The sequence below is a fragment of the Pseudomonas caspiana genome, from assembly GCF_002158995.1.
GTDB lineage: Bacteria > Pseudomonadota > Gammaproteobacteria > Pseudomonadales > Pseudomonadaceae > Aquipseudomonas > Aquipseudomonas caspiana.
The window spans coordinates 1-21,883 of the sequence record NZ_LOHF01000012.1 but is presented as its reverse complement, the minus strand read 5'-3'; the positions used below and the strand labels follow the sequence as shown (position 1 = coordinate 21,883).

Genomic DNA, 21,883 nt, shown 5'->3' with positions numbered 1-21,883 from the left:
CCTCGTAACCTCGGTGAGCTCCTACAGGATTTGGGTCTACTCACAAAATTGCATATTGTTTGATAAGAGCTGCCGAAGGCTGCGAAAGCATTGATCCTGAAACATCGCCATCGCAGCTTTCGGCAACGCCTGCAAAATCCGTTATCACGCAACACTAAAGCAATTGAGAAGCAGTCTCATCCATGGTAGCCTCGCCGGCACATCATATGTGGCTGCCATGGGCGGCGAACTTTGCTTTTCAGAGCGTTTTGCCGTGCCCGATAAAGCCGCCAGGCTTAGCCTCTATCTCGCCCATCGTCCTGCGTTGATCAACTACGCCAAAGGGGTATTGGGGGATCGCGCGAGCGCCGAGGACGTAGTGCAGGATGCCTTCCTGCGTTTCAGCGAGCCGACCAGCGCCGCACTCGAACAACCTGCCGCTTATCTCTATCGAATTGTGCGCAATCTGGCGCTGGATGCCATGCGCCGTCAGAACAGCGAAAACCGTCAGCAGCAAAGCCCTCCGCAGTGGATGCAACCGGGTCAACTGCACTCCCCTGAGCAACAGGTTTTGCATCAGGCTGACATCCGCCAGGTCGCTGCCACCTTTGCTGACCTGCCTGAACAAATGCGCATCGCCGTCGAGATGCATCGTCTGGGTGGTTATACTCTCCAGCAAATCGCCAGCCATCTGAACATAACGCTGTCCATGACTCACCGCCTGGTGCGGGACGCCGTGGTTCAGTTGGCCTCCAGTATCGAGGTTGAACCGCCTGCGCAGGCCGTTCAACGCAAGGAGCGCCCACGTGCATGAGTTGACGCCTTCCAAGGCCAGCCTGGAACAGGCCAGTGACTGGTTACTGGATCTCCAGGCGGAACCTGCGCGCTTCGAAGAGTTTGATCATTGGCTGCACGCGAGTCCGGAACATCTCACGGCGTGGGCCCAGGTCAATCGCGCCTGGTCAGCCATCGAGCAGCCTTCTACTACCGCTCACTGGCCGACACCCACGCAAGCCGTGCCACTCAAATCTTCGCGCCGAAACTGGTCGATGCTGGCGGCGGCCTGTGTCTGCGTCGTGGCGCTGGGAACTGCATGGCTGAACAACCCGGACTGGCAGGCGGACTATCACACGGGCACCGCCGAGACTCGTGTCGTGCAGTTGGCTGACGGCAGCCAGGTGACCCTGGCAGCACGCAGCGCCGTGAATGTGGACTACAGCGGCAATACTCGACAGGTCACCCTGCTCAGCGGCGAAGCGCTGTTCGATGTGGTGCATGACGCCCGACGGCCTTTTCAGGTCGATACCCGCGATGTGGCCGTTCGGGTACTCGGCACCTCGTTTGACGTCGCGAGTACGGACGCCGGCATCAAGGTCGAAGTCCGCGAAGGCGCAGTCGGCGTCAATGCCAACGGCACACCTTATCGTCTCGGGGCTGGTCAACGGCTGTGGCTGGATGCAGCACAGGGCGGCGCTCAACAATCGGAAATCGCACCCGACGACGTGGCTACCTGGGTCAGCGGCCAGCAGTTTTTTGAAAACGCCACAGTGCTCGAAGTCGTTGAGCAATTACGCAAATATCAGCGTGGCTGGATCGTGATCGGCGATGACGCCATTGGGCAAAAGCGGGTGACCGGGCTTTACGATCTGCGCGATACGCAGCGCGCGTTGCAAGCGCTGGCAAAGCCGGTCGGCGGGAAAGTGGAGCAGTATTCGCCGTTGCTGACCGTGCTGAAATAGAAGGTTTGAGGTTGCACGCAATCGCCGCAGATGCGTGGATGTACGGGCCTCTTCCCGGTTGAAGCCGGTCCCGCGAAATTCGCATGATCTACAAAACCAGCCGCCCTACTCCACTCCCAACAAATGCTCCGCCAACATATCCGCCACGCGCGCAGGCGAACGTTTCTCTGCCTGGGCGTGGGCATAGACCTCGGTCAATCGCTGGCCGATGCGTGAAAGATGAGCGGTGATGTTGTTTGGGCTCTCGCCCTTATGCTGCAGTGCAACATAAATAAGCCCGCCCGAGTTGATCACATAGTCAGGAGCATAAAGAATGCCGCGAGCCTCAAGCTGATCAGCCACTTGCAGGCTGCTGAGCTGATTACTGGCCCCGCCAGCCACCGCAGCGCAACGTAACTGAGCCACCGTCTGGCTGTTGAGCACACTGCCTACGCCGCAGGGCGCGAGGATATCACAAGGTGTACTGAGCAACGCTTCACAGGCAATTGGATGAGCACCGAACTGTTCCATGGCCAGTTGCACACGCCCTTGGTCCAGATCGCTGACTAACAGATCGGCACCCGCTGCATGCAGTTGCTCGGCGAGCGAGTAGCCCACATTGCCCAGCCCCTGTATTGCCACCCGCAGACCTTCCAGGTTATCGCTGCCCAATCGAGCCATCGCTGTGGTTCGAATCCCGGCAAAAACGCCCATGGCGGTGTGCAATGAAGGATCACCCGACTCGCTGGTACTGGTGACATGCTGGGTGTGTTGCGCGATGCAATCCATATCAGCGCTGGAGGTGCCACTGTCCAGCGCCGTTATGTAGCGCCCATTGAGGCTTTCGATAAAACGGCCGAACGACTCGAACAGCGCCGCACGACTGGGAATATGGGCCGGACGCATGATCACCGCTTTGCCGCCGCCTAAAGGCAGCCCGGCCAGCACAGCCTTGTAGCTCATGGCTCTCGCCAGCCGAATGGCATCCTCGATCGCGCTCTCCTCATCAGGATAGGAAAGATAGCGACAGCCGCCCAAAGCTGGCCCCCTCTGGCAGTTATCGATAGCGATCACTGCTTTCAGGCCGGTTTCCCGGTCGACGACCAGATGCAGCGACTCGACGCGTGATGTATGCATGAGTGCGAACATCAACGGTGCTCCGGTATGTTTTTTTCTAAAGCGAGTATAGGCGCTGCAAAAAAAAATGATGCACCGCTCGGGACATAGGTGGGAAACGCATGCAATGGTCTATTTGCCGCTGGACGAAAGGCATCTGTGGGGCTAAAACAGGTCATGACTGCCAAGCTCTGCTCGGAGAGCGACATGACACCACGCCAACACTGCCTGGCCTGCCTGCAACAAAAACCGTGCGATGTATTCCAGGCTGCGTTGTGGATAGCGGCCGAGCACGATCAGCAGTTCATACCTGAACAGGCTCTGGGCCATATGGATGAACTGCTGCGCCAGACCAGAGCAGCGCTACCCGATTTACCCGTGTCTGAACTGGCGCAGCCGCTGTTACGACAACTCAACACTCTCGGTTTCGCTCAGGACGACTGGAACCCGCCTAAGCCTCAATCGGCCCTGTTGCACAAGATCATCGAGCGCCGTCGCGGCCAGCCTCTGGGTCTGGCGCTGGTAGCGATGGAGTTAGCCAGACGCCTGGATATCAAACTCGAAGGCGTGAGCTTCCCCGGCCATTTTTTATTGCGTGTACCGGGTGCCGATCACCTGCTGGACCCCTGCGGCGGGCGTAGGCTTTATCCCAAAGACTGTCGCGAATTGCTCACTCGGCAGTTCGGCCCGGATGTGCCATTGCGCGCGGAACACATGGCGCGAGCTTCCGACATCAACATGCTGCAACGTTTGTCGCGCAACTTGAGACATTTGCACCAGATCAACGATGATTTTCTCGCCGCACTCAAGGACGCTAACCGCGTCATGGAACTGGGGCCGGCAACCACGGCTGATTACCTGGCTCGAGCAAGTCTGTACCGAACACTGGAATGCCCGCAGGCCGAACGTTACGACCTGGAGCACGCGCTGATGTTGAGTGACGACGCCGTTCAGCGCTTGAGGCTTACCGAGCGGCTGGGGCAATTACCCCATAGCAAGGCGATTCATTAGGAACATGCGTGTTATGAATCGAACTGGCCGCTACCGTTACACCAGCTGCAATACTCAATATCGCAAACCCCTCTTTTTCAGAAACAGGTCAATCACTATCATCCCGGCCACGTTGATTTTGAAGCTCCTGGATCTACGTAATATTTAGCCGCTGTCTGTGCAGCGGCTTTTTTTTCGCTCACATAATAGGCTTCAATGGTTTTTGTTTAGGAATATCTCCATTGGCTTCGCGCTGCTTGCGCGCAATGCTGTCAAATCCATCGCCGGTGGAGCCGAAGTGTTGAAGGCACTTCATGACATGAACGGCTCTTATGTAATCAGGCAGGAGCATCTTTGCATATCGGTCACCCGCATAGGATTTGTTTTTCATATCACTTATGTGCCGGGCGAAGAACTCCAGCGCATTGAATTCCTCATCAGGCTTTGCGGGTTTACCGTATTTGTCAAACTCGACAGCGGCCCTCGCCATCAAGTCCGCAGTGAGGTTATCAATCAATCCATACGAGTAAAGTTGTTTACCTGCCCTGGAAAGGTTGTCAGGACTGATCTTCTCAGGATCGAAGCCCTTGAACATGGGTTTCAACTGGCCAATTTCCATCCTTATTGTATTGAGCGCAGTACCATTTTCGCCAATTTCCTCCAGCATGCGAGCGACGTCGACGGGTCGATCAGCCGCTGGCTTATGGATAACCACCGGCCTGATTATCATCTCGGGAAGATACCCCCAAATGCTCTTGCTCATATCGATGCTCCTGCAATAAAGAGTCCTGTATCGACAACCCTATCGGAGCACAAACACCAAACTTTATGGACAATGGAGGCCGCTTGAAAAATCAGGAAAGATGCCACAAATACAACTGAAACATCCTACAAAATCTTCAGACCCCGCCCTACGGATAACCGTGTGTAAACGAAAGAACCGAACAAACAAAGAATACTGTTCTCGTTACAGGAATAACTTGAATCACAGTCCATGTTAATACGCTCGATGGGCCCACTCTCCTAAACTATCCAACAGCAAAATTTTTTCTGTGACCTGAAAAAATACGACATTCTCAGTTTCACTGACAAAACAGACTAGACCTACATACCAGGCGATAAATAGCCTATACATAAAGCCGGTCTGGAAACTGACCGGCTTCAATATCCACATGACTCAATTAACTCATACGGTATATTTCTGCAGATTAGCCATCATCTCCTTGAGCGCTTCGACGTTATCCTTTGGATGGACTGCATCGGCGAAATCGCCGATGGCTTGCCATTGACCCGCTACGTCTTCCGGACTGAAGCCTGCGCGGGGGTCGAAATCGGCGCCGAGGCTTCGTTCCCAGCGAACCTTTCCGATCCAGCCGCCACCGACTTCGAACAAGCCAGCCGTGTCCTGGCACTGCTCGCTGCCCAGGTAAACCACCAGTGGGCTGACCAGTTCCGGCTTGAGCAACTCGAAGACCTCAGGCGGCAGCAGCCCTTCAGTCATTCGGGTACCGCCGGTGGGCGCGATGGCATTGACCAGTATGTTGTTTTTACGCCCTTCCAGCGCCAGGGTCCGGGTCAGCCCGTAAAGACCCAGCTTGGCCATCGCATAGTTGGATTGACCAAAGTTGCCGTAAATCCCCGAAGTTGATGACGTAAAGATAACCCTGCCGTAGTTCTGTTCGCGCAGATACGGCCAGGCGGCATGAGTTGTTTTGTAGGCACCTTCAACATGAACCCGGTAAACCAGATCCCAGTCGGCGTTATCCATCTTGGCGAAGGACTTGTCACGCAGAATTCCTGCATTATTGACCAGCACATCGACACGCCCGAAGGCATCAAGGGCGTTCTGGACGATTTTGTCGCCATCGGTCACAGAATCATGGTTGGCTACAGCAGTCCCGCCTGCCTCACGAATTTGCGCCACAACCTGATCAGCCGCCGAAGCATTGGCACCCTCGCCATGAGCCGATCCGCCGAGGTCATTGACGACCACCCGAGCACCATGACGGGCAAACAGTAGCGCATGGGCACGTCCAAGGCCGCCACCGGCCCCCGTGACGATGACAACCTTGTCTTCAAAACGTATGGCGTGATTCATGTTCAACTCCGGCAAAAGGGGGCGAAACGCCAGTGTCATCCACCCTTGCCGCAGTCACAATCAACACCAACGATGCTGAATGGTGCGCAATAACACAGCGGGATTACTTACCGCGCGGCCCCCGCGGCGATCAACCCTGTCAGGCGCGAACGCGCTCAATGAAGGCGGCCAGCCAAGGCTCAGCGTCGGTTTCCGGAGTGACGCTTTCACTGCCGTCCAGGCACAGCATTTCCTGAACTTCATTTATACCCAGCTCAGCCCACAGCTCACGGATCAGTTCGCCGCCGCCGCAAAAGGTATCGCCGTAGCTGGCGTCCCCCAGCGCAATCACGCCTCCTGGCAGCCCGCGCCAACTGGCTGGCAACACGTCGCGAATCTGCGAATAAATGGCCTGAATGTTATCGGGCAGCTCGCCCATGCCAGTGGTCGACGTCACACCCAGCAGCACTTGCGGCTCGAAGGCCTGAAGCTCGGCCAGACTCACCCTGGGGTTCTGCAAAACCTCAAAACCGGCGTCAAGCAGGAGTTTTGCTGCGTGGCGTGCGACTTCTTCTGCCGATCCATAGACAGAACCGGAAATAATGGCGACTTTCATGAATCATCCTGTGGCAGCTTGGAAACGTTTGGCATTATGCCCCAAGTGGCTTGATGACCTAGAATGCGGACTTTGCTTCTTCGCGCCGGATACTTTCATGATCAACGCAAAACTGTTGCAGCTGGTAGTTGACGCTTCCAACGACGGCATTGTCGTTGCCGAGCAGGAAGGTGAGGACAACATCCTCATTTATGCCAATCAGGCATTCGAAACGCTGACGGGCTACGCAGTTGACGACATCCTGTATCAGGATTGCCGCTTTTTGCAGGGCGATGATCGCCAACAACCGGCGCTGGACCTGATTCGCGAAGCCCTGATCAACAAGCGTCCATGCCGCCAGATCCTGCGCAATTATCGTGAGGACGGCAGTCTGTTCTGGAATGAACTGTCAATCACGCCTGTGTTCAACGACGCTGATCAACTGACATATTTCATTGGTATCCAGAAGAATGTGACGAAACAGATCGAAGCCGAGCAACGTGTTCTCCAGCTTGAAGCCGAGCTGAAACAGGCACGCGAGGAAATAGCGTCACTGAGAAATTGACGAGCGGGTGCAACAAAATCCTGAATTTATGGTCTGCTTTTCCAATAACGGGTTCCCTCGAGCTCCATCATGTCCCACGAAACTTTACTCACTCAAGCTGAACTGGATTTCATCCAGAACATGCAGCACAACCCCAAGCTGAACGTGCGCGATGCGACACGCAGCCTCACCGTGAACGGTGGAAGACAGATCCAGGACTTGCTGACGCGTCTTGCGGCACATGAGCAGGTGACGATTCAGGCGCAATTCAATAACCAGCAAATGACCTTTCCGCTGCATCTGGTGGAAGATGAATTTCATGCCCTGCATCTGGAACTGGGTGCGCCCTCGATTTTTGAAGAAGGACCGCGCATTCGTCCATGGCGTTTGACATTACCGGAACCGGTCGCGCTGGAAACCGAAAAAGGCGCGATGACCGCGCTCTGGCTGCATGAGATTTCTTTCAAGGGTGTGCTGCTCGAACATCGAAAAACCACCCGTCCGCCCAAGCTGTTTACCGCCTGGTTTGCCCCAGTGGGACATGCGCCGATTGCCATGCGTGGCACCTTTGAGCGTCTAACTGAATCCGGGCTGGCGGCCTACCGTTTGAGCGACCAGAACAAGGAAGACACCGAGCGGCTGCGTCAGTACATCCTGCAGCAGCACCGCAAGATCTATCCGTCGATGCACCGCTAGCTTCAGGTATCAAGACGCCCCTTCAGGAATAACTGCAACCCACGCTGCATGGAGCGTCCTTCGCTGCCGATACACGCTACAGCCGAACCATCCAGCGACTCACGAGCAATATCGGCACCTTCGCCCGCCAGCAGTAGCGGGCAATCCAGAGCCAGGGCGAGACGCTTCAGGCGTCGGGCAAAATCGACAGCAGGCGGATGATTGCTATACAGCACCACTGCCACCGGATGCACTTTGCCGCACACCAGCGTCAGCTCTTCCAGCGGTTGCCCAAGGGCAAGTACCTGAATATCCAGATCAGGATTGCCGATTAACAGCCCGGCAACCCATAACTCCAGCTCTCTGCACTGCCCGGGTACAGCAGCGAGAATGACCGTGTGCTCGGTCGAACCACGGGTAAATTGCAAGCGCTGCGAGGTTCGCGCACGCAGAAAACTGTCCAGAAACAACCATTCGCTGGTCTGGCCAAACTGGTCGTGATGCAGCAGCAACTCACGCCAGACAGGTAGAAAAATCTCTTCGAATACAACTGCCATCGGGTAGCTGGAAAATAAGCGTCCGTAGAGTTGCTCAAGGCGCGGCTCGTCGAATGCCCCTACCGCCTGTTTGATCAGTTGCTGCGATTGCGCCCAGTCACCCGGCAGAACGTCGCTGTCGAGTGTCGATGCCTTCAGCCTGACGTCATTGGTCTTCGCCAGAATCTTGCCGACCTTGCTCACCGCGACACCACGCTCGATCCAGCCAAGAATGCTACGCACTTCATCAATGTCAGCCTGCGAATACAGGCGATGACCACTTTCGGTGCGGGTTGGCTGAATCAGACCATAGCGCCGCTCCCACGCACGCAACGTCACCGGGTTGATCCCTGTGATGCGCGAAACCTCGCGAATGGGGAAGAGCTCTTCTTGCTTGAGCCCGATGGAGGGCTCAAGGCCAATGGCGGATTCAGTCATGACTAGGATCGCTTGAAAACAATCGGCGCATTGTACGCCTGCACCGGGCTCATTTCGCAAAAACACGACCTGATACGGCTATTCGTCAGGGATTTCCTGATGCGCTATAGCTTATTTACGGATTTCAGGAATAATCCTTGCTTGCTTTAACAACGAAGCTGACACAGCCACTACCCCGCGCTGCGTCATGTGACTTCCTTACCCGGGAATCTCACTCGTTTATCGGAGATACATAATGTCTACCACCCCCGTCACCTTGCTGGTCGCGCGCCGCGTCGCCCATGGGCGCTATCAGGAACTGATTTCCTGGCTGCACGAAGGCGAAAGACTTGCCACCGACTTTCCCGGTTATCTGGGCTCAGGCGTGCTTGCCCCGCCACCCGGAGACGATGAATTCCAGATTATTTTCCGCTTCGCCAATGCTGAGACCATGCACGCCTGGGAGCATTCTGAGTCCCGAAGCTCCTGGTTGGTGCGTGGCAGTGGCTTATTCGCCCAGCCGTCGGAGCATCGCGTCAGTGGTATCGACGGTTGGTTCGGTTCTGTCGGCCAACGTCCGCCACGCTGGAAACAGGCAGTGGCAATCTGGCTGGCGTTCTTCCCTGTTTCATTGTTGTTTAATTTCGTGCTCGGCCCGCTGCTCAACGATCTGCAGCTGGTTCCGCGCATCATGATCAGTACGTTGATCCTCACGCCCCTGATGGTGTTCTGGTTTATCCCGTTGTCGACTCATTTGCTGGCCGGCTGGCTGAACCCGACACAGGCTCCCCCGCGACCTGGGCCTGAATCGGTACGCAGCAACTGAATCACACTGACCCGGAAGCGTTGAGCCACCGGGTCCTGAATGCCCCCGCTGCAACAAACTTCGGTATGCTATGCGCTCTCGTGAGGACATCACTGAACGCATGCCAAACAGTCGCTAATGAATAATCCAATCCTGATTACCGGGGCCAGTCAGCGGGTCGGGCTTGAACTGGCTATTGAACTGGCCAAAGCGGGCCATTTCGTAGTTAACGCCAGCCGCAGCATCGCGCACACGCCCGATTACCCGAACATTGTCTCTTTCCAGACGGACCTGCTGCTTGCAGAGGACCGGATGGCCCTTGTCGATTACCTGAAAAGCAATTACACCGGTCTTCGAGCGGTGATTCACAACGCCTCGCTGTGGCTGGATGACAGCGTCGACAACCTGTACATCATGTTCAAACTGCATATGGAAGCGCCCTACCATCTGAACCATGAGTTGGCGCCATTGCTGGCCAAAAGCGAGAAGTCGGACATCATCCATATCTGCGATGAAACTTCATCACGCGGCAGTAAAAGCCATATCGCGTACGCGGCCACCAAAGCCGCATTGCAGAACATGGTGCTGTCCTTCGCCGAAAAGCTCGCGCCTGATATTCGGGTAAACGCTATCCTGCCGGGCTTGCTGATCCTCAAGGAAAACAGCGACGAGGCTTATCGCAATCAAGCTCTTAAAAAAGCCCTGCTGGAATTCGAGCCAGGTTCTCAGCCTTTGATCGATGCAGTGTTTTATCTGCTCAATAGTCAGTACAGCACTGGAAGCAGCGTGGTCGTCAACGGCGGCCGGCATCTTAAAAAAGGGATTTGAAGAATGAATTCAAATCCCTCATTTAGGCGGAGCTACCAAGCTTCACCTCTCCCAAATTCAACGTGGCAGGAATCAAAATGACTGACCAACAACGCCTTGAACTCGAAGCAGCAGCCTTTCGCAGACTGGTCGCGCATCTGGACAGCCGTAAAGATGTGCAGAATATCGATTTGATGAACCTGTCCGGCTTCTGCCGTAACTGCCTGTCCAAGTGGTACAAGGCAGCGGCCGACGAAAAACACATTGAGGTCAGCCTCGATGAAGCTCGTGAAGTGGTTTACGGCATGCCGTACAGCGAGTGGAAAGCTCAATACCAGAAAGAAGCCAACGCCGAGCAGCAAGCCGCGTTTGCCAAGGAACCCAAGCATGACTGATCTGAACACCCTGCTCGTCAGCCTCGACAGCGGCGAACACCTTTTCGCAGACACCCTGGCATTCATCGCCGCAGGCTATGACTATCAACCACAAGCGTTCACCAATGGCGGTGTGGAAAATGCTGCGGGCCAGAACGAAGGCTCGTGCAAAACTTTGGGCCTGGCGCTGCTGGAAGGCCTGAGCGACAAACAAGCATTGCTGGCTTTCGGCGAGCACTATCGTTCGGTAGTTGCCACACCAGAAGGCAGCGATCACGGCAATATTCGTGCACTGATTGCCAATGGACTGGCGGGTGTGAAGTTCACAGGTGAGCCGCTTACGCGCAAGGCTTAATCGACACACATTTTGTAGGAGCTGCCGAAGGCTGCGAATGACGGAACATCAGGTACACCGTCTTGCAGCCTTCGGCAGCTCCTACAGATAAAGCAGTACGCATAAAAAAACCGGCCGAGGCCGGTTTTTTATTGCAAGGCAAACGCTATCAGAACGAAGCGTCGGCCAGGCCGTCCAGATACCGCTCGGCATCCAGTGCAGCCATGCAGCCTGCGCCAGCAGAGGTGATGGCCTGACGATAAACGTGGTCAGCTACGTCGCCAGCCGCAAACACACCTTCAACGCTGGTAGCAGTGGCATTGCCTTCACGGCCGCCCTGCACAACCATGTAGCCGTCCTTCAATGCCAGTTGGCCTTCGAACAGCGAGGTGTTAGGCGTGTGGCCGATGGCGATGAACACACCATCCACTTTCAGCTCAGAGGTGCTGCCGTCGTTGTTTTTCAAACGTGCGCCCGTCACACCCATGTTATCGCCCAGCACTTCGTCCAGTGTGGCGTTCAGCTTGAGTTCGATCTTGCCTTCGGCAACCCGCGCATGCAGCTTGTCGATCAGGATCTTCTCGGCGCGGAACGTCTCGCGGCGGTGAACCAGAGTCACTTTGCTGGCGATGTTGGCCAGATACAGCGCTTCCTCAACGGCGGTATTACCACCGCCGACCACAGCGACTTCACGGTTGCGGTAGAAGAAACCGTCACAGGTTGCGCAGGCCGAAACGCCTTTGCCCATGAACGCTTCTTCAGATGGCAGGCCCAGGTAGCGAGCACTGGCACCGGTCGCGATGATCAGCGCATCGCACGTGTAAGTACCGCTGTCGCCCTTCAGGCTGAACGGCTTGCCAGCCAGGTCCACGGCATTGATGTGGTCGAAGACGATTTCGGTTTCGAAACGCTCGGCGTGTTCACGCATACGTTCCATAAGCGCCGGGCCGGTCAGCCCGTGCACGTCGCCCGGCCAGTTATCGACTTCGGTAGTCGTGGTCAACTGACCGCCAGCCTGCATACCGGTGATCAGCAGAGGCTTGAGGTTGGCACGTGCGGCATAGACCGCAGCGCTGTAACCGGCTGGGCCGGAGCCGAGAATGATTACTCGGGAATGACGTACATCAGACATGACAGACTCCTATCGACCGACCATTGACGCCGTGGTCGCACCGGCTGGAATAAAAAGGATCGCCGAAAAGCACTTGGGGAAGGCTCAGAAACACGGCAATCCTGGAAATTTTGAAGCTGCGACCGAAGCCGCAGCGACGTGTTACAGGCTAGTAGCGTTTTCGGCCAGGTAATCAGCAACGCCTTTGGCGTCAGCCTTCATACCTTTTTGGCCTGGACGCCAGCCAGCTGGGCAAACTTCGCCGTGTTCTTCGGTGAACTGCAGCGCTTCAACCAGACGGATCATGTCTTCAACGTCACGACCCAGTGGCAGGTTGTTCACAACCTGATGTTGAACCACGCCTTCACGGTCGATCAGGAACGAAGCACGCAGCGCGACGCCTGCATCGTGTTCGATACCGTAAGCACGAGTGATCTCGTGTTTCACGTCAGCAACCATAGTGAACTCGACTTCGCCGATGCCGCCCTTCTCAACCGGGGTGCTGCGCCATGCATAGTGAGTGAATTGCGAATCGATGGAAACGCCAACCACTTCAACACCCAGCTCGCGGAATTTGGCGATGCGGTTGTTGTGGGCAATGATTTCAGACGGGCAGACGAAGGTGAAATCCAGAGGCCAGAAAAACAGTACGACGTATTTGCCACGCAGCGAGGACAGTTTGAAGCTGTCGACGATAGAGCCGTCGCCCAGCACTGCAGCTGAATCGAAATCCGGAGCCTGTTTGTTTACCAGTACGCTCATGATGTCTCCCTAGTATCAAATTTGGAAAGGATAGGTGGAGAAATTGGTGGCCAGCCTATCGGGGCTGCAAAGATTAAGGAAATATCGTTTCACAATCCACCTCATAGGCAGTCCCTATTCGGATAAGTCCTTGATTCAAACCTGTGCACAGATTTTACGCTCATGGGTTTGTTACTGCGAATGTCCGCCGCAACGGGGAAGCCGTCTTTCTGTAGGGCCTGCCGAAGGCTGCGAAAGCATAAAGCCTGACGAACCGCCATCGCAGCCTTTGGCAGCTCCTACAGGTCACTCGTCTGCAGCGCGGCAGGGCCTTGTCAGGGACTAAGGTGATCACCTGCCTGATTCGGCTAGCCATCTTTCGAAAATAGCCAATACACCAGCGCCCAAGTCACTTTCACCGGCCAGACAAAGCCGGTAAGGTCGGCGCGTTTTCCATCATTTGGAGGCTGCCATGCCTGCTCCCGCTCTCTCGGGCCCGCAATACCTGCGCGAAGGCCTGAAACTGGTGCTCAGCCCAGGCTTGCGTCTTTTTGTACTGCTGCCACTGACCATCAACCTGCTGCTGTTCGCAGGCTTGATCTACCTGGCTATGCATCAGTTCGGCATGTGGGTGGATACGTTCATGCCCGAGTTGCCGAGCTGGTTGAGCTTTCTTAGCTATATCCTCTGGCCGCTGTTCGTCGCGCTGGTGATATTCATGGTGTTCTTCACTTTCACCATGCTCGCCAACATCATCGCCGCACCGTTCAACGGCTTTCTCTCGGAAAAGGTTGAAGTGGTGGTACGCGGTACCGATGACTTCCCAGCCTTCAGTTGGGGTGAACTGGTCGCCATGGTGCCACGCACCTTTGGCCGGGAAATGCGCAAGCTGGGCTATTTCCTGCCTCGTGCCCTGGCTCTGTTCATTCTGTCGTTCATCCCGGTGGTCAACCTGATTGCTGCGCCGCTGTGGCTCTTGTTCGGGGTCTGGATGATGGCAATCCAATACATCGACTACCCGGCTGACAACCACAAATTGGGCTGGAACGAGATGCTTGCCTGGCTGCGCGCCAAACGCTGGCAGAGCCTGAGCTTCGGCGGCATCGTTTACGTCGCGCTGCTCATTCCTGTGGTCAACATTCTGATGATGCCCGCTGCTGTCGCCGGAGCGACTTTATTCTGGGTACGGGAACGGGGTGAGGAAGCGTTACTGAAGCAGGAATCCTGAGATTCATAAAAAGGCCCTTGATTGGGCCTTTTTATTACGCCTACAAAATAGCGAGCACGGAGCCAACTTGCTGGAAATTTTTTCAGAAAGAAACAACCTACATTAATATCCGATCGTTCCCACAACCATTTAAAACAACATTAAAACCTGTACGACAAGCTACTGCCCTTCAATGGCAAACATCTGCCATCGTCCTAAAAAGTCCATTCTGTAGGAACTTTATGTAGGAGCATAATTCCGGTTTCCATCTCGCCCTGTTTCATCAGCGCTTATCACTTCCCTATTTCCTACACGAAAGAATATCTTATTGTGAATACCTTTCTGTAGGAGCTCACGAGCACCGCGAGGCAGCGATAGCGGCATGTCTGATACATCGCTATCGCGGCCTCGCGGTGCTCGTGCGCTCCTACAGTTCAATGTTTGCTACGCGACAGCGTGGAGGCTCCTCTAAACACACGCTTCAATTCAACCACCCCGTCATAAATCCATCACCCCACCGCCACATAACCGAAATCATTGCGGCCGACACTGGCTGTCATGAGCCAAATTCTTCACATCACCTTGATTACCGAAACCTTCGCACCCGAGATCAACGGCGTTGCCAATACTCTGGGCCGTTTGTGCGACGGGTTGCGGCAGCGCGGGCATCGCGTGGAGCTGGTACGGCCTCGTCAGCCCAGCGATGCCGGGCTGGCTGCTGATGATTTGATGCTGTGTCGGGGCTGGCCGATTCCGGGTTATCCGGGGCTGCAATGGGGGCAGTCGTCGATGCATAAGCTGCTGCGCCGATGGCAGCGGCAACGTCCGGATGTGCTGTACATCGCCACCGAAGGGCCGCTTGGGCTATCGGCGCTGCGAGCGGCGCGACGCTTGGGGATCACTGTGATCAGCGGTTTCCACACCAACTTTGCGCAGTACACCCAGCAATACGGGATGGGCTTCATGAACCGCCTGCTGACTCATTATCTGCGCTGGTTCCACAACCGCTCCAAGGTCACGCTGGTACCAAGTGTCAGCCAGAAAGTGGCCCTTGAACGAAGGGGTTTCGAACGGATCGAGCTCTTGTCACGAGGGGTAGACAGTGTGCTGTTTCACCCTTCGAAACGTTCACAGGCGCTGCGCGATAGCTGGGGGTTGAGCGCTGGCGATATCGCCGTGTTGCACGTCGGAAGGCTTGCACCGGAGAAAAACCTTTGCCTGCTCCAGTCGAGCTTTGACGCGTTGCGTAGCAAATACCCGCAGCGTCAGTTGAAGTTGGTGATCGTGGGTGACGGCCCGCAGCGCGCTGCACTGCAACAACAACTTCCGGACGCTGTCTTCTGCGGCACCCAGCGCGGTGAGACACTGGCCGAGCATTACGCATCCGGGGATGTTTTTTTGTTCCCGAGCCTGACCGAGACCTTTGGCAACGTCGTATTGGAGGCGCTGGCCTCAGGACTCGGCGTGGTCGCTTATGACGAAGCCGCGGCAGGGCAGCATATTCGCCATGGTCACAACGGAGCGCTGGCCATGCCGGGCGACGAAGCCGCGTTCATTGATGCCGCATGCTGGTTGCTGGAAGACAGTGAGACCTTGCGTCGCGTGCGCCTCAATGCGCGGCAGCACGCCAGTCGCCAGGGCTGGGGGGCAATCATCGACCTGTTTGAACGCAAGATGCTCAATGCCTGCCCAACGCCAGAACCGGCCAAGCCTAAACCGGCTCATGCTGCGCAGCTGAAGCTCAAGCGCTAAACCAGCGTTGTCAGCGCATCGCGACTGAAGGGCAGGATATCCTGCTCACGACCTTCGCGGACTTTCACGGCCCACTCAGGATCCACCAGCAATGCGCGCCCAACGGCGACCAGATCGAACTCTTCATCGCCCAGACGCTGGAGCAGGTTCTCCAGGCTGGCGGGCTGAGCAATCTTGTCAGTGTTGACCATGAACTGCAGAAACTCGCCATCCAGCCCGACACTGCCCACTGTGATAGTCGGCTTGCCGGTCAGTTTGCGAGTCCAACCTGCAAGATTGAGATCAGAGCCTTCAAACTCCGGCTCCCAGAAACGCCGCGTCGAGCAATGAAAGATATCCACTCCAGCGTCAGACAAGGGTTTGAGAAACGCCTCAAGCGCCTCCGGTGTTTCCACCAGCCGCGCGCTGTAATCCTGCTGCTTCCACTGTGAAAAACGGAAGATGATCGGGTAATCAGGACCGACCGCAGCCCGCACCGCTTTGACTAATTCAATAGCGAAGCGCGACCGGTTAGCCGGGCTGCCGCCATATTCATCACTCCGTTGATTGCTGCCTTCCCAGAAGAACTGGTCCACCAGATAGCCGTGGGCACCATGGATTTCCACACCGTCCATGCCGATGCTCTGGGCATCTTTGGCCGCCTGGGCAAACGCGGCAATGACTTCATCAATGTCCTGTTTGCTCATGCCATGGACCACGACCTGTCCATCCTTGAGTTTTTCCGTCGGACCATAAGCCGGAACGCTGGCATCCGGCTCCGTGCCCAGACGGCGAACAGCGCCAACGTGCCACAACTGCGGGACGATCTTGCCGCCTTCGTTGTGCACCGCCTCGACCACTTTCTTCCAGCCGGCCAAGGGCGCGTCGCCAAAGAATTGAGGCACGTTGGGGTAGCCGTTGGAGGCTTTGTGATTGACGGTGGTGCCTTCGGTGATGATCAGCCCCACACCGGCTGCGGCGCGGCGGCGGTAGTATTCAACCACTCTCGAATTGGGCACGTGACCGGGGGAAAACGAACGGGTCATCGGCGCCATGACTACCCGTGACGACAACTCAAGGCTGCCCAGGTGGAAAGGTTTGAACAGGGCTTTGACCGGCATGCGACGCTCCTTGGTGATCATTTCGAATCATCAAGGATAGGGCGGGGTTTCAGGCGGGTGACAGCACTATTGATTTGAGTGATTTGGATTGAGAAGCAACTCAGCGCTTTTGTAACTGCGCCCATGTGCATAGCACCGCGCTGTCGGCCTTAAACACAGGCCTGTGGGACCGGATTCATCCGGGAAGGCGGAATTTCCGACGACGATATGGAGGATGTACCGACCTCTTCCCGAATAAATTCGGTCCCACAGGTTCTTTGTGAGTTCAGATAATCAGGTTTTTAACAGAAGCGCGCGCAGGTCACGACGGCGGGGTGTCATGCAAACCGCTATCGCTGCCTCGCGCTGCTCGTGAGCTCCTACAGATGGCGTGTTCGCGGGATTCAACTCAGCGCTTTTTCGATCGCCAGAATCACAGCTGGATCATCCGGCGCTGTGCGCGGTGAGAAACGTGCCAGGACTGCGCCGTTCTTGCCCACCAGAAACTTTTCGAAATTCCAGGTGATGTCGCCAGGGAACTCAGCGCCTTCACCGGCCAGCAGACGATAAAGCTGATGACGATCGTGACCGTTGACGTCGAGCTTGGTACTCAGTGGAAAGGTCACGCCATAGTTGAGGCTGCAGAAATCCTGGATCTCCTGCTCGGTCCCCGGCTCCTGTCCTGCAAACTGGTTGCACGGCAGACCCAGCACGCTGAAGCCCTGGTCCTTGTATTTTTGATAGAGACTCTCGAGCGCCGCGTACTGAGGCGTCAGCCCACACTTTGAAGCGACATTGACGACCAGAACGACTCGCCCCTTGAAGGTCGCCAGAGAAAGCTCCTGACCATCCAGATCCTTCAATTTAATGTCGTGAAACGCACTCATGAACCACTCCCCCTCAAATCCAGCGGACAAAAAAGGCGCCTTACCAGGCTGCGTGAACCAAGTTGTTCGCGCAGAACCTGCCTGGGCGCCTTTTCAGCTACCTGAGCTTAGCAGCTCAAATCAATGGTGGTGACCACCTTCGCCATGCACGTGACCGTGGGCGATTTCTTCCTGGCTTGCGTCACGGATATCAACGATCTTGACTTCGAAGTTCAAGCGCTGACCCGCCAGTGGGTGATTGCCGTCAACGGTGACATCGTCGCCATCCAGGTCGCGAATGGTCACGATCTGCATGCTGCCGTCCGGGCCGGAAGCGTGGAACTGCATACCCACTTCCAGTTCGTCGACACCTTCGAACATGCTGCGGCTCAGGGTGCTGACCAGTTCAGCGGAGTATTCACCGTAAGCATCTTCCGGCTCGATGGCAACTTTCAGCTCGTCACCAACGTTCTTGCCGTCCAGAGCTTTTTCCAGGCCCGGGATGATGTTGCCTGCGCCTTGCAGGTAGACCAGCGGCGCGCCGCCAGCGGAACTGTCGATGACCTCACCAGCGTCATTGGTCAGGGTATAGTCAATGGAGACAGCCTTATTGGCGGCGATCGGCATGGGGCAAGACCTTTGCTTAAGATTGAAGAACGATCAAGTTTAACCAAGCCAACGCTCGAAAGCGAACGCAACTCTGACAGACGGGGACCGAAAGGCCATATTGAATAACGTGACGATTACAGATTTCCGGCAGGACGATGAAGGTCACTGGGTGGCCATATTGTCTTGCGGGCATACTCAGCACCTGCGCCATCAACCGCCATGGCAATCGCGCGCCTGGGTACTTGATCCACAGCAACGACTGCAAAAAATAGGTGAAGGCTTTCACTGTGGCTGGTGTGCGCAGGCCCCGGATGAAGATAACCTTAGCTCCCGTTGAGACGCTGCGATTCGACAGCGCCCTGTTTTCCGGCCTGCTGGCTGTTCCCTCCCGCCACGGCCCTTGTACTGCTCAAGCGAGAACCCTGAATGCAGACTTTCTTTATTGCCCCCACAGACTTTGGTGTGGGTCTGACATCCATCAGCCTTGGTCTGGTGCGCACCCTTGAGCGTGCCGGGCTGAAAGTCGGCTTCTTCAAGCCCATCGCCCAGCCACACCCCGGTGATCTGGGCCCGGAGCGTTCCACCGAGCTGGTTGCGCGTACCCACGGCCTCAACCCGCCACGACCACTGGCCTTGTCGCATGTTGAGCGTATGCTCGGCGACGGCCAACTGGATGAGTTGCTGGAAGAGATCATCAGCCTCTATCAACAAGCCGCAGTCGGCAAAGACGTGTTGATTGTCGAAGGCATGGTGCCGACCCGGCACGCCAGTTATGCAGCGCGGGTAAACCTGCATCTGGCCAAAAGTCTGGATGCCGATGTCATTCTGGTGTCCGCGCCAGAAAACGAAGTGCTGGCCGAACTTTCGGGCCGGGTCGAATTGCAGGCTCAGCTGTTCGGTGGTCCCAAGGACCCAAAAGTCCTGGGGGTGATTCTCAATAAAGTCCGTACAGACGAAAGCATGGAAGCCTTCGCCGCAAGACTCAAAGAACATTCGCCGTTGTTGCGCAGCGGTGACTTCCGCCTGCTGGGCTGTATTCCGTATCAGGCCGAGCTGAACGCACCGCGAACCCGTGACGTGGCCGAGCTGCTCGGCGCGCAGGTGATCAATGCCGGCGACTATGATCAGCGGCGCATGTCGAAAATCATTATCTGCGCCCGTACCGTGCTCAACACCGTACAGCTGCTCAAACCGGGCGTGCTGGTCGTAACGCCCGGCGACCGTGACGACATCATTCTGGCCGTCAGCCTTGCCGCCATGAATGGCGTGCCGCTGGCGGGCTTGCTGTTGACCAGCGACACCGTGCCGGACCCACGCATCATGGAGCTGTGTCGCGGCGCCTTGCAGGCAGGCCTGCCGGTTCTGTCGGTCAGCACCGGCTCCTATGACACCGCCACTCAGCTCAACCAGTTGAACAAGGAAATCCCCATTGATGACCGCGAGCGAGCCGAGATCATCACTGACTTCGTCGCCAGCCATCTGGACGCCAACTGGCTGCACCAGCGCTGTGGCACGCCACGGGAACTGCGCCTGTCGCCAGCGGTGTTCCGTTATCAGTTGATCCAGCGTGCTCAGGCCGCCAACAAACGCATTGTGTTGCCGGAAGGCAGCGAGCCGTTGACCATTCAGGCTGCGGCGATCTGCCAGGCGCGTGGCATTGCGCGCTGTGTACTGCTGGCCAAACCTGAAGAAGTCCATGCGGTGGCCAAGGCCCAGGGTATCGAACTGCCGCCCGGCCTTGAGATTGTTGATCCCGACGTCATTCGCGAGCGTTACATCGCACCGATGGTCGAGTTGCGCAAAAGCAAAAACCTCAACGCGCCGATGGCTGAACAACAACTGGAAGACACCGTGGTGATCGGCACCATGATGCTGGCCCTGGACGAGGTCGACGGGCTGGTTTCCGGCGTCGTTCACTCCACCGCCAATACCATCCGCCCAGCCTTGCAACTGATCAAGACTGCGCCGGGCTGCACGCTGGTATCGTCAGTATTTTTCATGCTGTTTCCCGACCAGGTTCTGGTCTACGGCGACTGCATCATGAACCCGCATCCAAGCGCCAGTGAGCTGGCAGAAATCGCCCTGCAAAGCGCTGACTCGGCAGTGGCTTTCGGCATTACGCCGCGGGTCGCGATGATCAGCTATTCCAGCGGCAACTCGGCCAGTGGCGAAGAGGTGGAAAAGGTCCGTGAAGCAACGCAACTGGCCCAGGAAACACAACGCAATCTGCTGATCGACGGTCCGCTGCAATACGATGCCGCCGCCAACGAAAACGTCGCCCGCCAACTGGCTCCCGACAGCGCAGTAGCGGGTCGCGCCAACGTGTTTGTGTTCCCTGATCTGAACACTGGCAACACTACCTACAAAGCGGTGCAGCGCAGCGCTGATTGCGTGAGTATCGGCCCGATGCTGCAAGGCCTGCGCAAGCCAGTGAACGATCTGCCCAGAGGTGCACAGGTCGATGACATCGTCTATACCATCGCGTTGACGGCGATTCAGGCCGATAACCTTTCCTGACACACTGTCCGGCCATACTTGTGATGTTGTCGCCTGCGGGGCGACAACATCTGAATAATCTTTTGGAGCCCGTCCGGTATGGATTTCCTGCCTGCACCATTGCGTGGCGTCATTGCCTCGCTGCTATTGGCGCTCAACACCATCATTTGTTGCACGCCGCTGTTTGTCGTCGCCATTTTCAAACTGTGCCTGCCCTTTCCCGCAGCCCAGCGCGTGACCGACTGGCTGATGAGCCACATTCATGAAGCCTGGATCGCCAACAATAACCGCTGGATAAACCTGCTCGGGCACACTCGCTGGCATCTGAGCGGCCTGGAGGGTCTGGATTACGAGCATTCCTATCTCGTGACCAGCAACCACCAGAGTTGGGTCGACATCATGGTTTTGCAGTACGTCTTGAATCGCCGGATCCGCCCGCTGAAGTTTTTCCTCAAGCAGGAGTTGATCTGGGTGCCGGTGATTGGTCTGGCGTGGTGGGCGTTGGGCTTCCCGTTCATGAAGCGTTACTCCAAAGCCTACCTGGCCAAACATCCGGAGAAACGAGGCAAGGACCTGGCAACCACCCGACGCACCTGCGCCAAATTCCGCAACAACCCGGTGGGCATTTTCAACTTCGCGGAAGGCACCCGCTTCACCAGCGGCAAACATGCTGCACAGTCATCACCGTTTCGCTATCTGCTCAAACCCAAGGCAGGCGGAATCGCGTTCGTACTGGATGCGATGGGCGAACAACTGGAGTCGATCATCAACGTCACGATTCATTACCCGCACGGCCGACCGGGTTACTGGGATCTGCTATGCGGCAATGTCAAAGAAGTGGTCGCGCATTTCGAAGAGATCAAGATCCCGCCGCACTTCATTGGCAAGAACTACGATCAGGACGGCGAGTACCGGTTGGAGTTTCAACAGTGGATCAATAAGCTGTGGGAAGAGAAGGATCAGTTGTTGGCGCGGTTGCACGCCGAATATCCGGGTTGAAGCAACGCAGCCCCGACCAACCAAAAATGCAATTAACTGATTTGGAGCGCTTTTCT

The 21,883-nt window shown here is 56.4% G+C and carries 23 protein-coding genes and 1 pseudogene; 14 read left to right on the top strand and 10 right to left on the bottom strand.

What is annotated here, in order from left to right; all coding sequences use genetic code 11:
* Nucleotides 1–217 precede the first annotated feature (217 nt).
* Nucleotides 218–793 carry a sigma-70 family RNA polymerase sigma factor gene (locus AUC60_RS15070; protein ID WP_238599586.1) on the top strand — a complete coding sequence of 192 codons (576 nt, stop codon included), beginning with the start codon at nt 218–220 and terminating at the stop codon, nt 791–793.
* Nucleotides 786–1,718 (top strand): FecR family protein, encoded by a 933-nt coding sequence (locus tag AUC60_RS15065; protein ID WP_087268850.1) that lies wholly within the window; start codon nt 786–788, stop codon nt 1,716–1,718. Before AUC60_RS15070 ends, AUC60_RS15065 begins: the two co-directional genes overlap by 8 nt.
* Before the next feature lie 105 nt (nt 1,719–1,823).
* On the opposite strand, the gene AUC60_RS15060 is transcribed toward AUC60_RS15065, so the two are convergent.
* On the bottom strand, nt 1,824–2,846 hold the full coding sequence (locus AUC60_RS15060) for a Leu/Phe/Val dehydrogenase (protein ID WP_087268847.1): 1,023 nt from the start codon (nt 2,844–2,846) through the stop codon (nt 1,824–1,826).
* 174 nt (nt 2,847–3,020) lie between these two features.
* Between AUC60_RS15060 and AUC60_RS15055 the strand changes: the two genes are divergently transcribed.
* Nucleotides 3,021–3,824: a SirB1 family protein gene (locus AUC60_RS15055; protein WP_087268844.1), complete on the top strand. Its 804-nt coding sequence runs from the start codon at nt 3,021–3,023 to the stop codon at nt 3,822–3,824.
* A gap of 178 nt (nt 3,825–4,002) precedes the next feature.
* Here AUC60_RS15055 and AUC60_RS15050 read toward each other — a convergent pair whose 3' ends face one another.
* The 3 genes from AUC60_RS15050 to AUC60_RS15040 all read right to left on the bottom strand — a co-directional run bounded on the left by AUC60_RS15050 (nt 4,003) and on the right by AUC60_RS15040 (nt 6,496).
* Nucleotides 4,003–4,566 carry a hypothetical protein gene (locus tag AUC60_RS15050; RefSeq protein WP_087268841.1) on the bottom strand — a complete coding sequence of 188 codons (564 nt, stop codon included), beginning with the start codon at nt 4,564–4,566 and terminating at the stop codon, nt 4,003–4,005.
* A gap of 423 nt (nt 4,567–4,989) precedes the next feature.
* Nucleotides 4,990–5,901, bottom strand: coding sequence for an SDR family oxidoreductase (locus AUC60_RS15045; protein WP_087268838.1), 912 nt, complete (start codon nt 5,899–5,901; stop codon nt 4,990–4,992).
* Nucleotides 5,902–6,040: 139 nt separating this feature from the next.
* Complete coding sequence (locus AUC60_RS15040) at nt 6,041–6,496, bottom strand: flavodoxin (RefSeq protein WP_087268835.1); 456 nt, start codon at nt 6,494–6,496, stop codon at nt 6,041–6,043.
* 97 nt (nt 6,497–6,593) lie between these two features.
* Between AUC60_RS15040 and AUC60_RS15035 the strand changes: the two genes are divergently transcribed.
* Together AUC60_RS15035 and AUC60_RS15030 are read left to right on the top strand one after the other, a co-directional pair.
* Nucleotides 6,594–7,040 (top strand): PAS domain-containing protein, encoded by a 447-nt coding sequence (locus AUC60_RS15035; protein ID WP_087268831.1) that lies wholly within the window; start codon nt 6,594–6,596, stop codon nt 7,038–7,040.
* Nucleotides 7,041–7,109: 69 nt separating this feature from the next.
* A complete protein-coding gene (locus AUC60_RS15030; protein WP_087268827.1) occupies nt 7,110–7,715 on the top strand; it encodes a hypothetical protein in 606 nt (201 codons plus the stop codon).
* A 2-nt stretch (nt 7,716–7,717) separates the two neighbouring features.
* Here AUC60_RS15030 and AUC60_RS15025 read toward each other — a convergent pair whose 3' ends face one another.
* Entirely contained in the window at nt 7,718–8,668 is a 951-nt protein-coding gene (locus AUC60_RS15025) for a MerR family transcriptional regulator (RefSeq protein ID WP_087268824.1), read from the bottom strand.
* 235 nt (nt 8,669–8,903) lie between these two features.
* Between AUC60_RS15025 and AUC60_RS15020 the strand changes: the two genes are divergently transcribed.
* From AUC60_RS15020 to AUC60_RS15005, 4 genes are all read left to right on the top strand, one after another.
* On the top strand, nt 8,904–9,473 hold the full coding sequence (locus AUC60_RS15020) for a putative antibiotic biosynthesis monooxygenase (protein WP_087268821.1): 570 nt from the start codon (nt 8,904–8,906) through the stop codon (nt 9,471–9,473).
* 117 nt (nt 9,474–9,590) lie between these two features.
* Complete coding sequence (gene folM / locus AUC60_RS15015) at nt 9,591–10,280, top strand: dihydromonapterin reductase (protein WP_087268817.1); 690 nt, start codon at nt 9,591–9,593, stop codon at nt 10,278–10,280.
* Between the two features lie 77 nt (nt 10,281–10,357).
* Entirely contained in the window at nt 10,358–10,654 is a 297-nt protein-coding gene (locus AUC60_RS15010; protein WP_087268814.1) for a DUF1244 domain-containing protein, read from the top strand.
* Nucleotides 10,647–10,988, top strand: coding sequence for a HopJ type III effector protein (locus AUC60_RS15005; protein WP_087268810.1), 342 nt, complete (start codon nt 10,647–10,649; stop codon nt 10,986–10,988). Before AUC60_RS15010 ends, AUC60_RS15005 begins: the two co-directional genes overlap by 8 nt.
* A gap of 148 nt (nt 10,989–11,136) precedes the next feature.
* Here AUC60_RS15005 and trxB read toward each other — a convergent pair whose 3' ends face one another.
* Both trxB and AUC60_RS14995 read right to left on the bottom strand, forming a co-directional pair.
* Entirely contained in the window at nt 11,137–12,099 is a 963-nt protein-coding gene (trxB, locus tag AUC60_RS15000) for a thioredoxin-disulfide reductase (protein WP_087268807.1), read from the bottom strand.
* A gap of 141 nt (nt 12,100–12,240) precedes the next feature.
* Complete coding sequence (locus AUC60_RS14995; protein ID WP_027899561.1) at nt 12,241–12,840, bottom strand: peroxiredoxin; 600 nt, start codon at nt 12,838–12,840, stop codon at nt 12,241–12,243.
* A 451-nt stretch (nt 12,841–13,291) separates the two neighbouring features.
* Between AUC60_RS14995 and cysZ the strand changes: the two genes are divergently transcribed.
* Complete coding sequence (gene cysZ / locus AUC60_RS14990; protein ID WP_087268805.1) at nt 13,292–14,047, top strand: sulfate transporter CysZ; 756 nt, start codon at nt 13,292–13,294, stop codon at nt 14,045–14,047.
* A gap of 537 nt (nt 14,048–14,584) precedes the next feature.
* Entirely contained in the window at nt 14,585–15,778 is a 1,194-nt protein-coding gene (locus AUC60_RS14985) for a glycosyltransferase family 4 protein (RefSeq protein WP_087268802.1), read from the top strand.
* On the opposite strand, the gene AUC60_RS14980 is transcribed toward AUC60_RS14985, so the two are convergent.
* The 3 genes from AUC60_RS14980 to AUC60_RS14970 form a co-directional block, all read right to left on the bottom strand.
* Complete coding sequence (locus tag AUC60_RS14980; protein ID WP_087269215.1) at nt 15,775–16,878, bottom strand: NADH:flavin oxidoreductase; 1,104 nt, start codon at nt 16,876–16,878, stop codon at nt 15,775–15,777. The genes AUC60_RS14985 and AUC60_RS14980 overlap by 4 nt on opposite strands.
* Nucleotides 16,879–17,261: 383 nt before the next feature.
* Complete coding sequence (locus tag AUC60_RS14975; protein ID WP_087268800.1) at nt 17,262–17,744, bottom strand: glutathione peroxidase; 483 nt, start codon at nt 17,742–17,744, stop codon at nt 17,262–17,264.
* A 120-nt stretch (nt 17,745–17,864) separates the two neighbouring features.
* The gene (locus tag AUC60_RS14970; RefSeq protein WP_027899554.1) at nt 17,865–18,350 is read right to left on the bottom strand and encodes an FKBP-type peptidyl-prolyl cis-trans isomerase; all 486 of its coding nucleotides are present in this window, start codon (nt 18,348–18,350) and stop codon (nt 17,865–17,867) included.
* Between AUC60_RS14970 and AUC60_RS28565 the strand changes: the two are divergent.
* The 3 genes and pseudogenes from AUC60_RS28565 (at nt 18,319) to AUC60_RS14955 (ending at nt 21,827) form a co-directional block, all read left to right on the top strand.
* Nucleotides 18,319–18,669, top strand: a pseudogene (locus AUC60_RS28565) (DUF3565 domain-containing protein). The gene AUC60_RS14970 and the pseudogene AUC60_RS28565 sit on opposite strands and share 32 nt — an antisense overlap.
* Before the next feature lie 89 nt (nt 18,670–18,758).
* Complete coding sequence (gene pta, locus AUC60_RS14960) at nt 18,759–20,849, top strand: phosphate acetyltransferase (protein WP_087268797.1); 2,091 nt, start codon at nt 18,759–18,761, stop codon at nt 20,847–20,849.
* 78 nt (nt 20,850–20,927) lie between these two features.
* On the top strand, nt 20,928–21,827 hold the full coding sequence (locus AUC60_RS14955) for an acyltransferase (RefSeq protein ID WP_087268793.1): 900 nt from the start codon (nt 20,928–20,930) through the stop codon (nt 21,825–21,827).
* The last annotated feature ends 56 nt before the right edge of the window (nt 21,828–21,883 follow it).

Coding starts and splice junctions, on each gene's coding strand:
- AUC60_RS15045 (WP_087268838.1), bottom strand. CDS start 5,901: ATGAATCACGCCATACGTTTTGAAGACAAGGTTGTCATCGTCACGGGG.
- cysZ (WP_087268805.1), top strand. CDS start 13,292: ATGCCTGCTCCCGCTCTCTCGGGCCCGCAATACCTGCGCGAAGGCCTG.
- AUC60_RS15030 (WP_087268827.1), top strand. CDS start 7,110: ATGTCCCACGAAACTTTACTCACTCAAGCTGAACTGGATTTCATCCAG.
- AUC60_RS15070 (WP_238599586.1), top strand. CDS start 218: ATGGGCGGCGAACTTTGCTTTTCAGAGCGTTTTGCCGTGCCCGATAAA.
- AUC60_RS15050 (WP_087268841.1), bottom strand. CDS start 4,566: ATGAGCAAGAGCATTTGGGGGTATCTTCCCGAGATGATAATCAGGCCG.
- AUC60_RS14975 (WP_087268800.1), bottom strand. CDS start 17,744: ATGAGTGCGTTTCACGACATTAAATTGAAGGATCTGGATGGTCAGGAG.
- AUC60_RS14955 (WP_087268793.1), top strand. CDS start 20,928: ATGGATTTCCTGCCTGCACCATTGCGTGGCGTCATTGCCTCGCTGCTA.
- AUC60_RS15040 (WP_087268835.1), bottom strand. CDS start 6,496: ATGAAAGTCGCCATTATTTCCGGTTCTGTCTATGGATCGGCAGAAGAA.
- AUC60_RS15025 (WP_087268824.1), bottom strand. CDS start 8,668: ATGACTGAATCCGCCATTGGCCTTGAGCCCTCCATCGGGCTCAAGCAA.
- AUC60_RS15035 (WP_087268831.1), top strand. CDS start 6,594: ATGATCAACGCAAAACTGTTGCAGCTGGTAGTTGACGCTTCCAACGAC.
- AUC60_RS14970 (WP_027899554.1), bottom strand. CDS start 18,350: ATGCCGATCGCCGCCAATAAGGCTGTCTCCATTGACTATACCCTGACC.
- trxB (WP_087268807.1), bottom strand. CDS start 12,099: ATGTCTGATGTACGTCATTCCCGAGTAATCATTCTCGGCTCCGGCCCA.
- AUC60_RS14985 (WP_087268802.1), top strand. CDS start 14,585: ATGAGCCAAATTCTTCACATCACCTTGATTACCGAAACCTTCGCACCC.
- AUC60_RS14995 (WP_027899561.1), bottom strand. CDS start 12,840: ATGAGCGTACTGGTAAACAAACAGGCTCCGGATTTCGATTCAGCTGCA.
- AUC60_RS14980 (WP_087269215.1), bottom strand. CDS start 16,878: ATGCCGGTCAAAGCCCTGTTCAAACCTTTCCACCTGGGCAGCCTTGAG.
- pta (WP_087268797.1), top strand. CDS start 18,759: ATGCAGACTTTCTTTATTGCCCCCACAGACTTTGGTGTGGGTCTGACA.
- AUC60_RS15005 (WP_087268810.1), top strand. CDS start 10,647: ATGACTGATCTGAACACCCTGCTCGTCAGCCTCGACAGCGGCGAACAC.
- AUC60_RS15055 (WP_087268844.1), top strand. CDS start 3,021: ATGACACCACGCCAACACTGCCTGGCCTGCCTGCAACAAAAACCGTGC.
- AUC60_RS15020 (WP_087268821.1), top strand. CDS start 8,904: ATGTCTACCACCCCCGTCACCTTGCTGGTCGCGCGCCGCGTCGCCCAT.
- folM (WP_087268817.1), top strand. CDS start 9,591: ATGAATAATCCAATCCTGATTACCGGGGCCAGTCAGCGGGTCGGGCTT.
- AUC60_RS15010 (WP_087268814.1), top strand. CDS start 10,358: ATGACTGACCAACAACGCCTTGAACTCGAAGCAGCAGCCTTTCGCAGA.
- AUC60_RS15060 (WP_087268847.1), bottom strand. CDS start 2,846: ATGTTCGCACTCATGCATACATCACGCGTCGAGTCGCTGCATCTGGTC.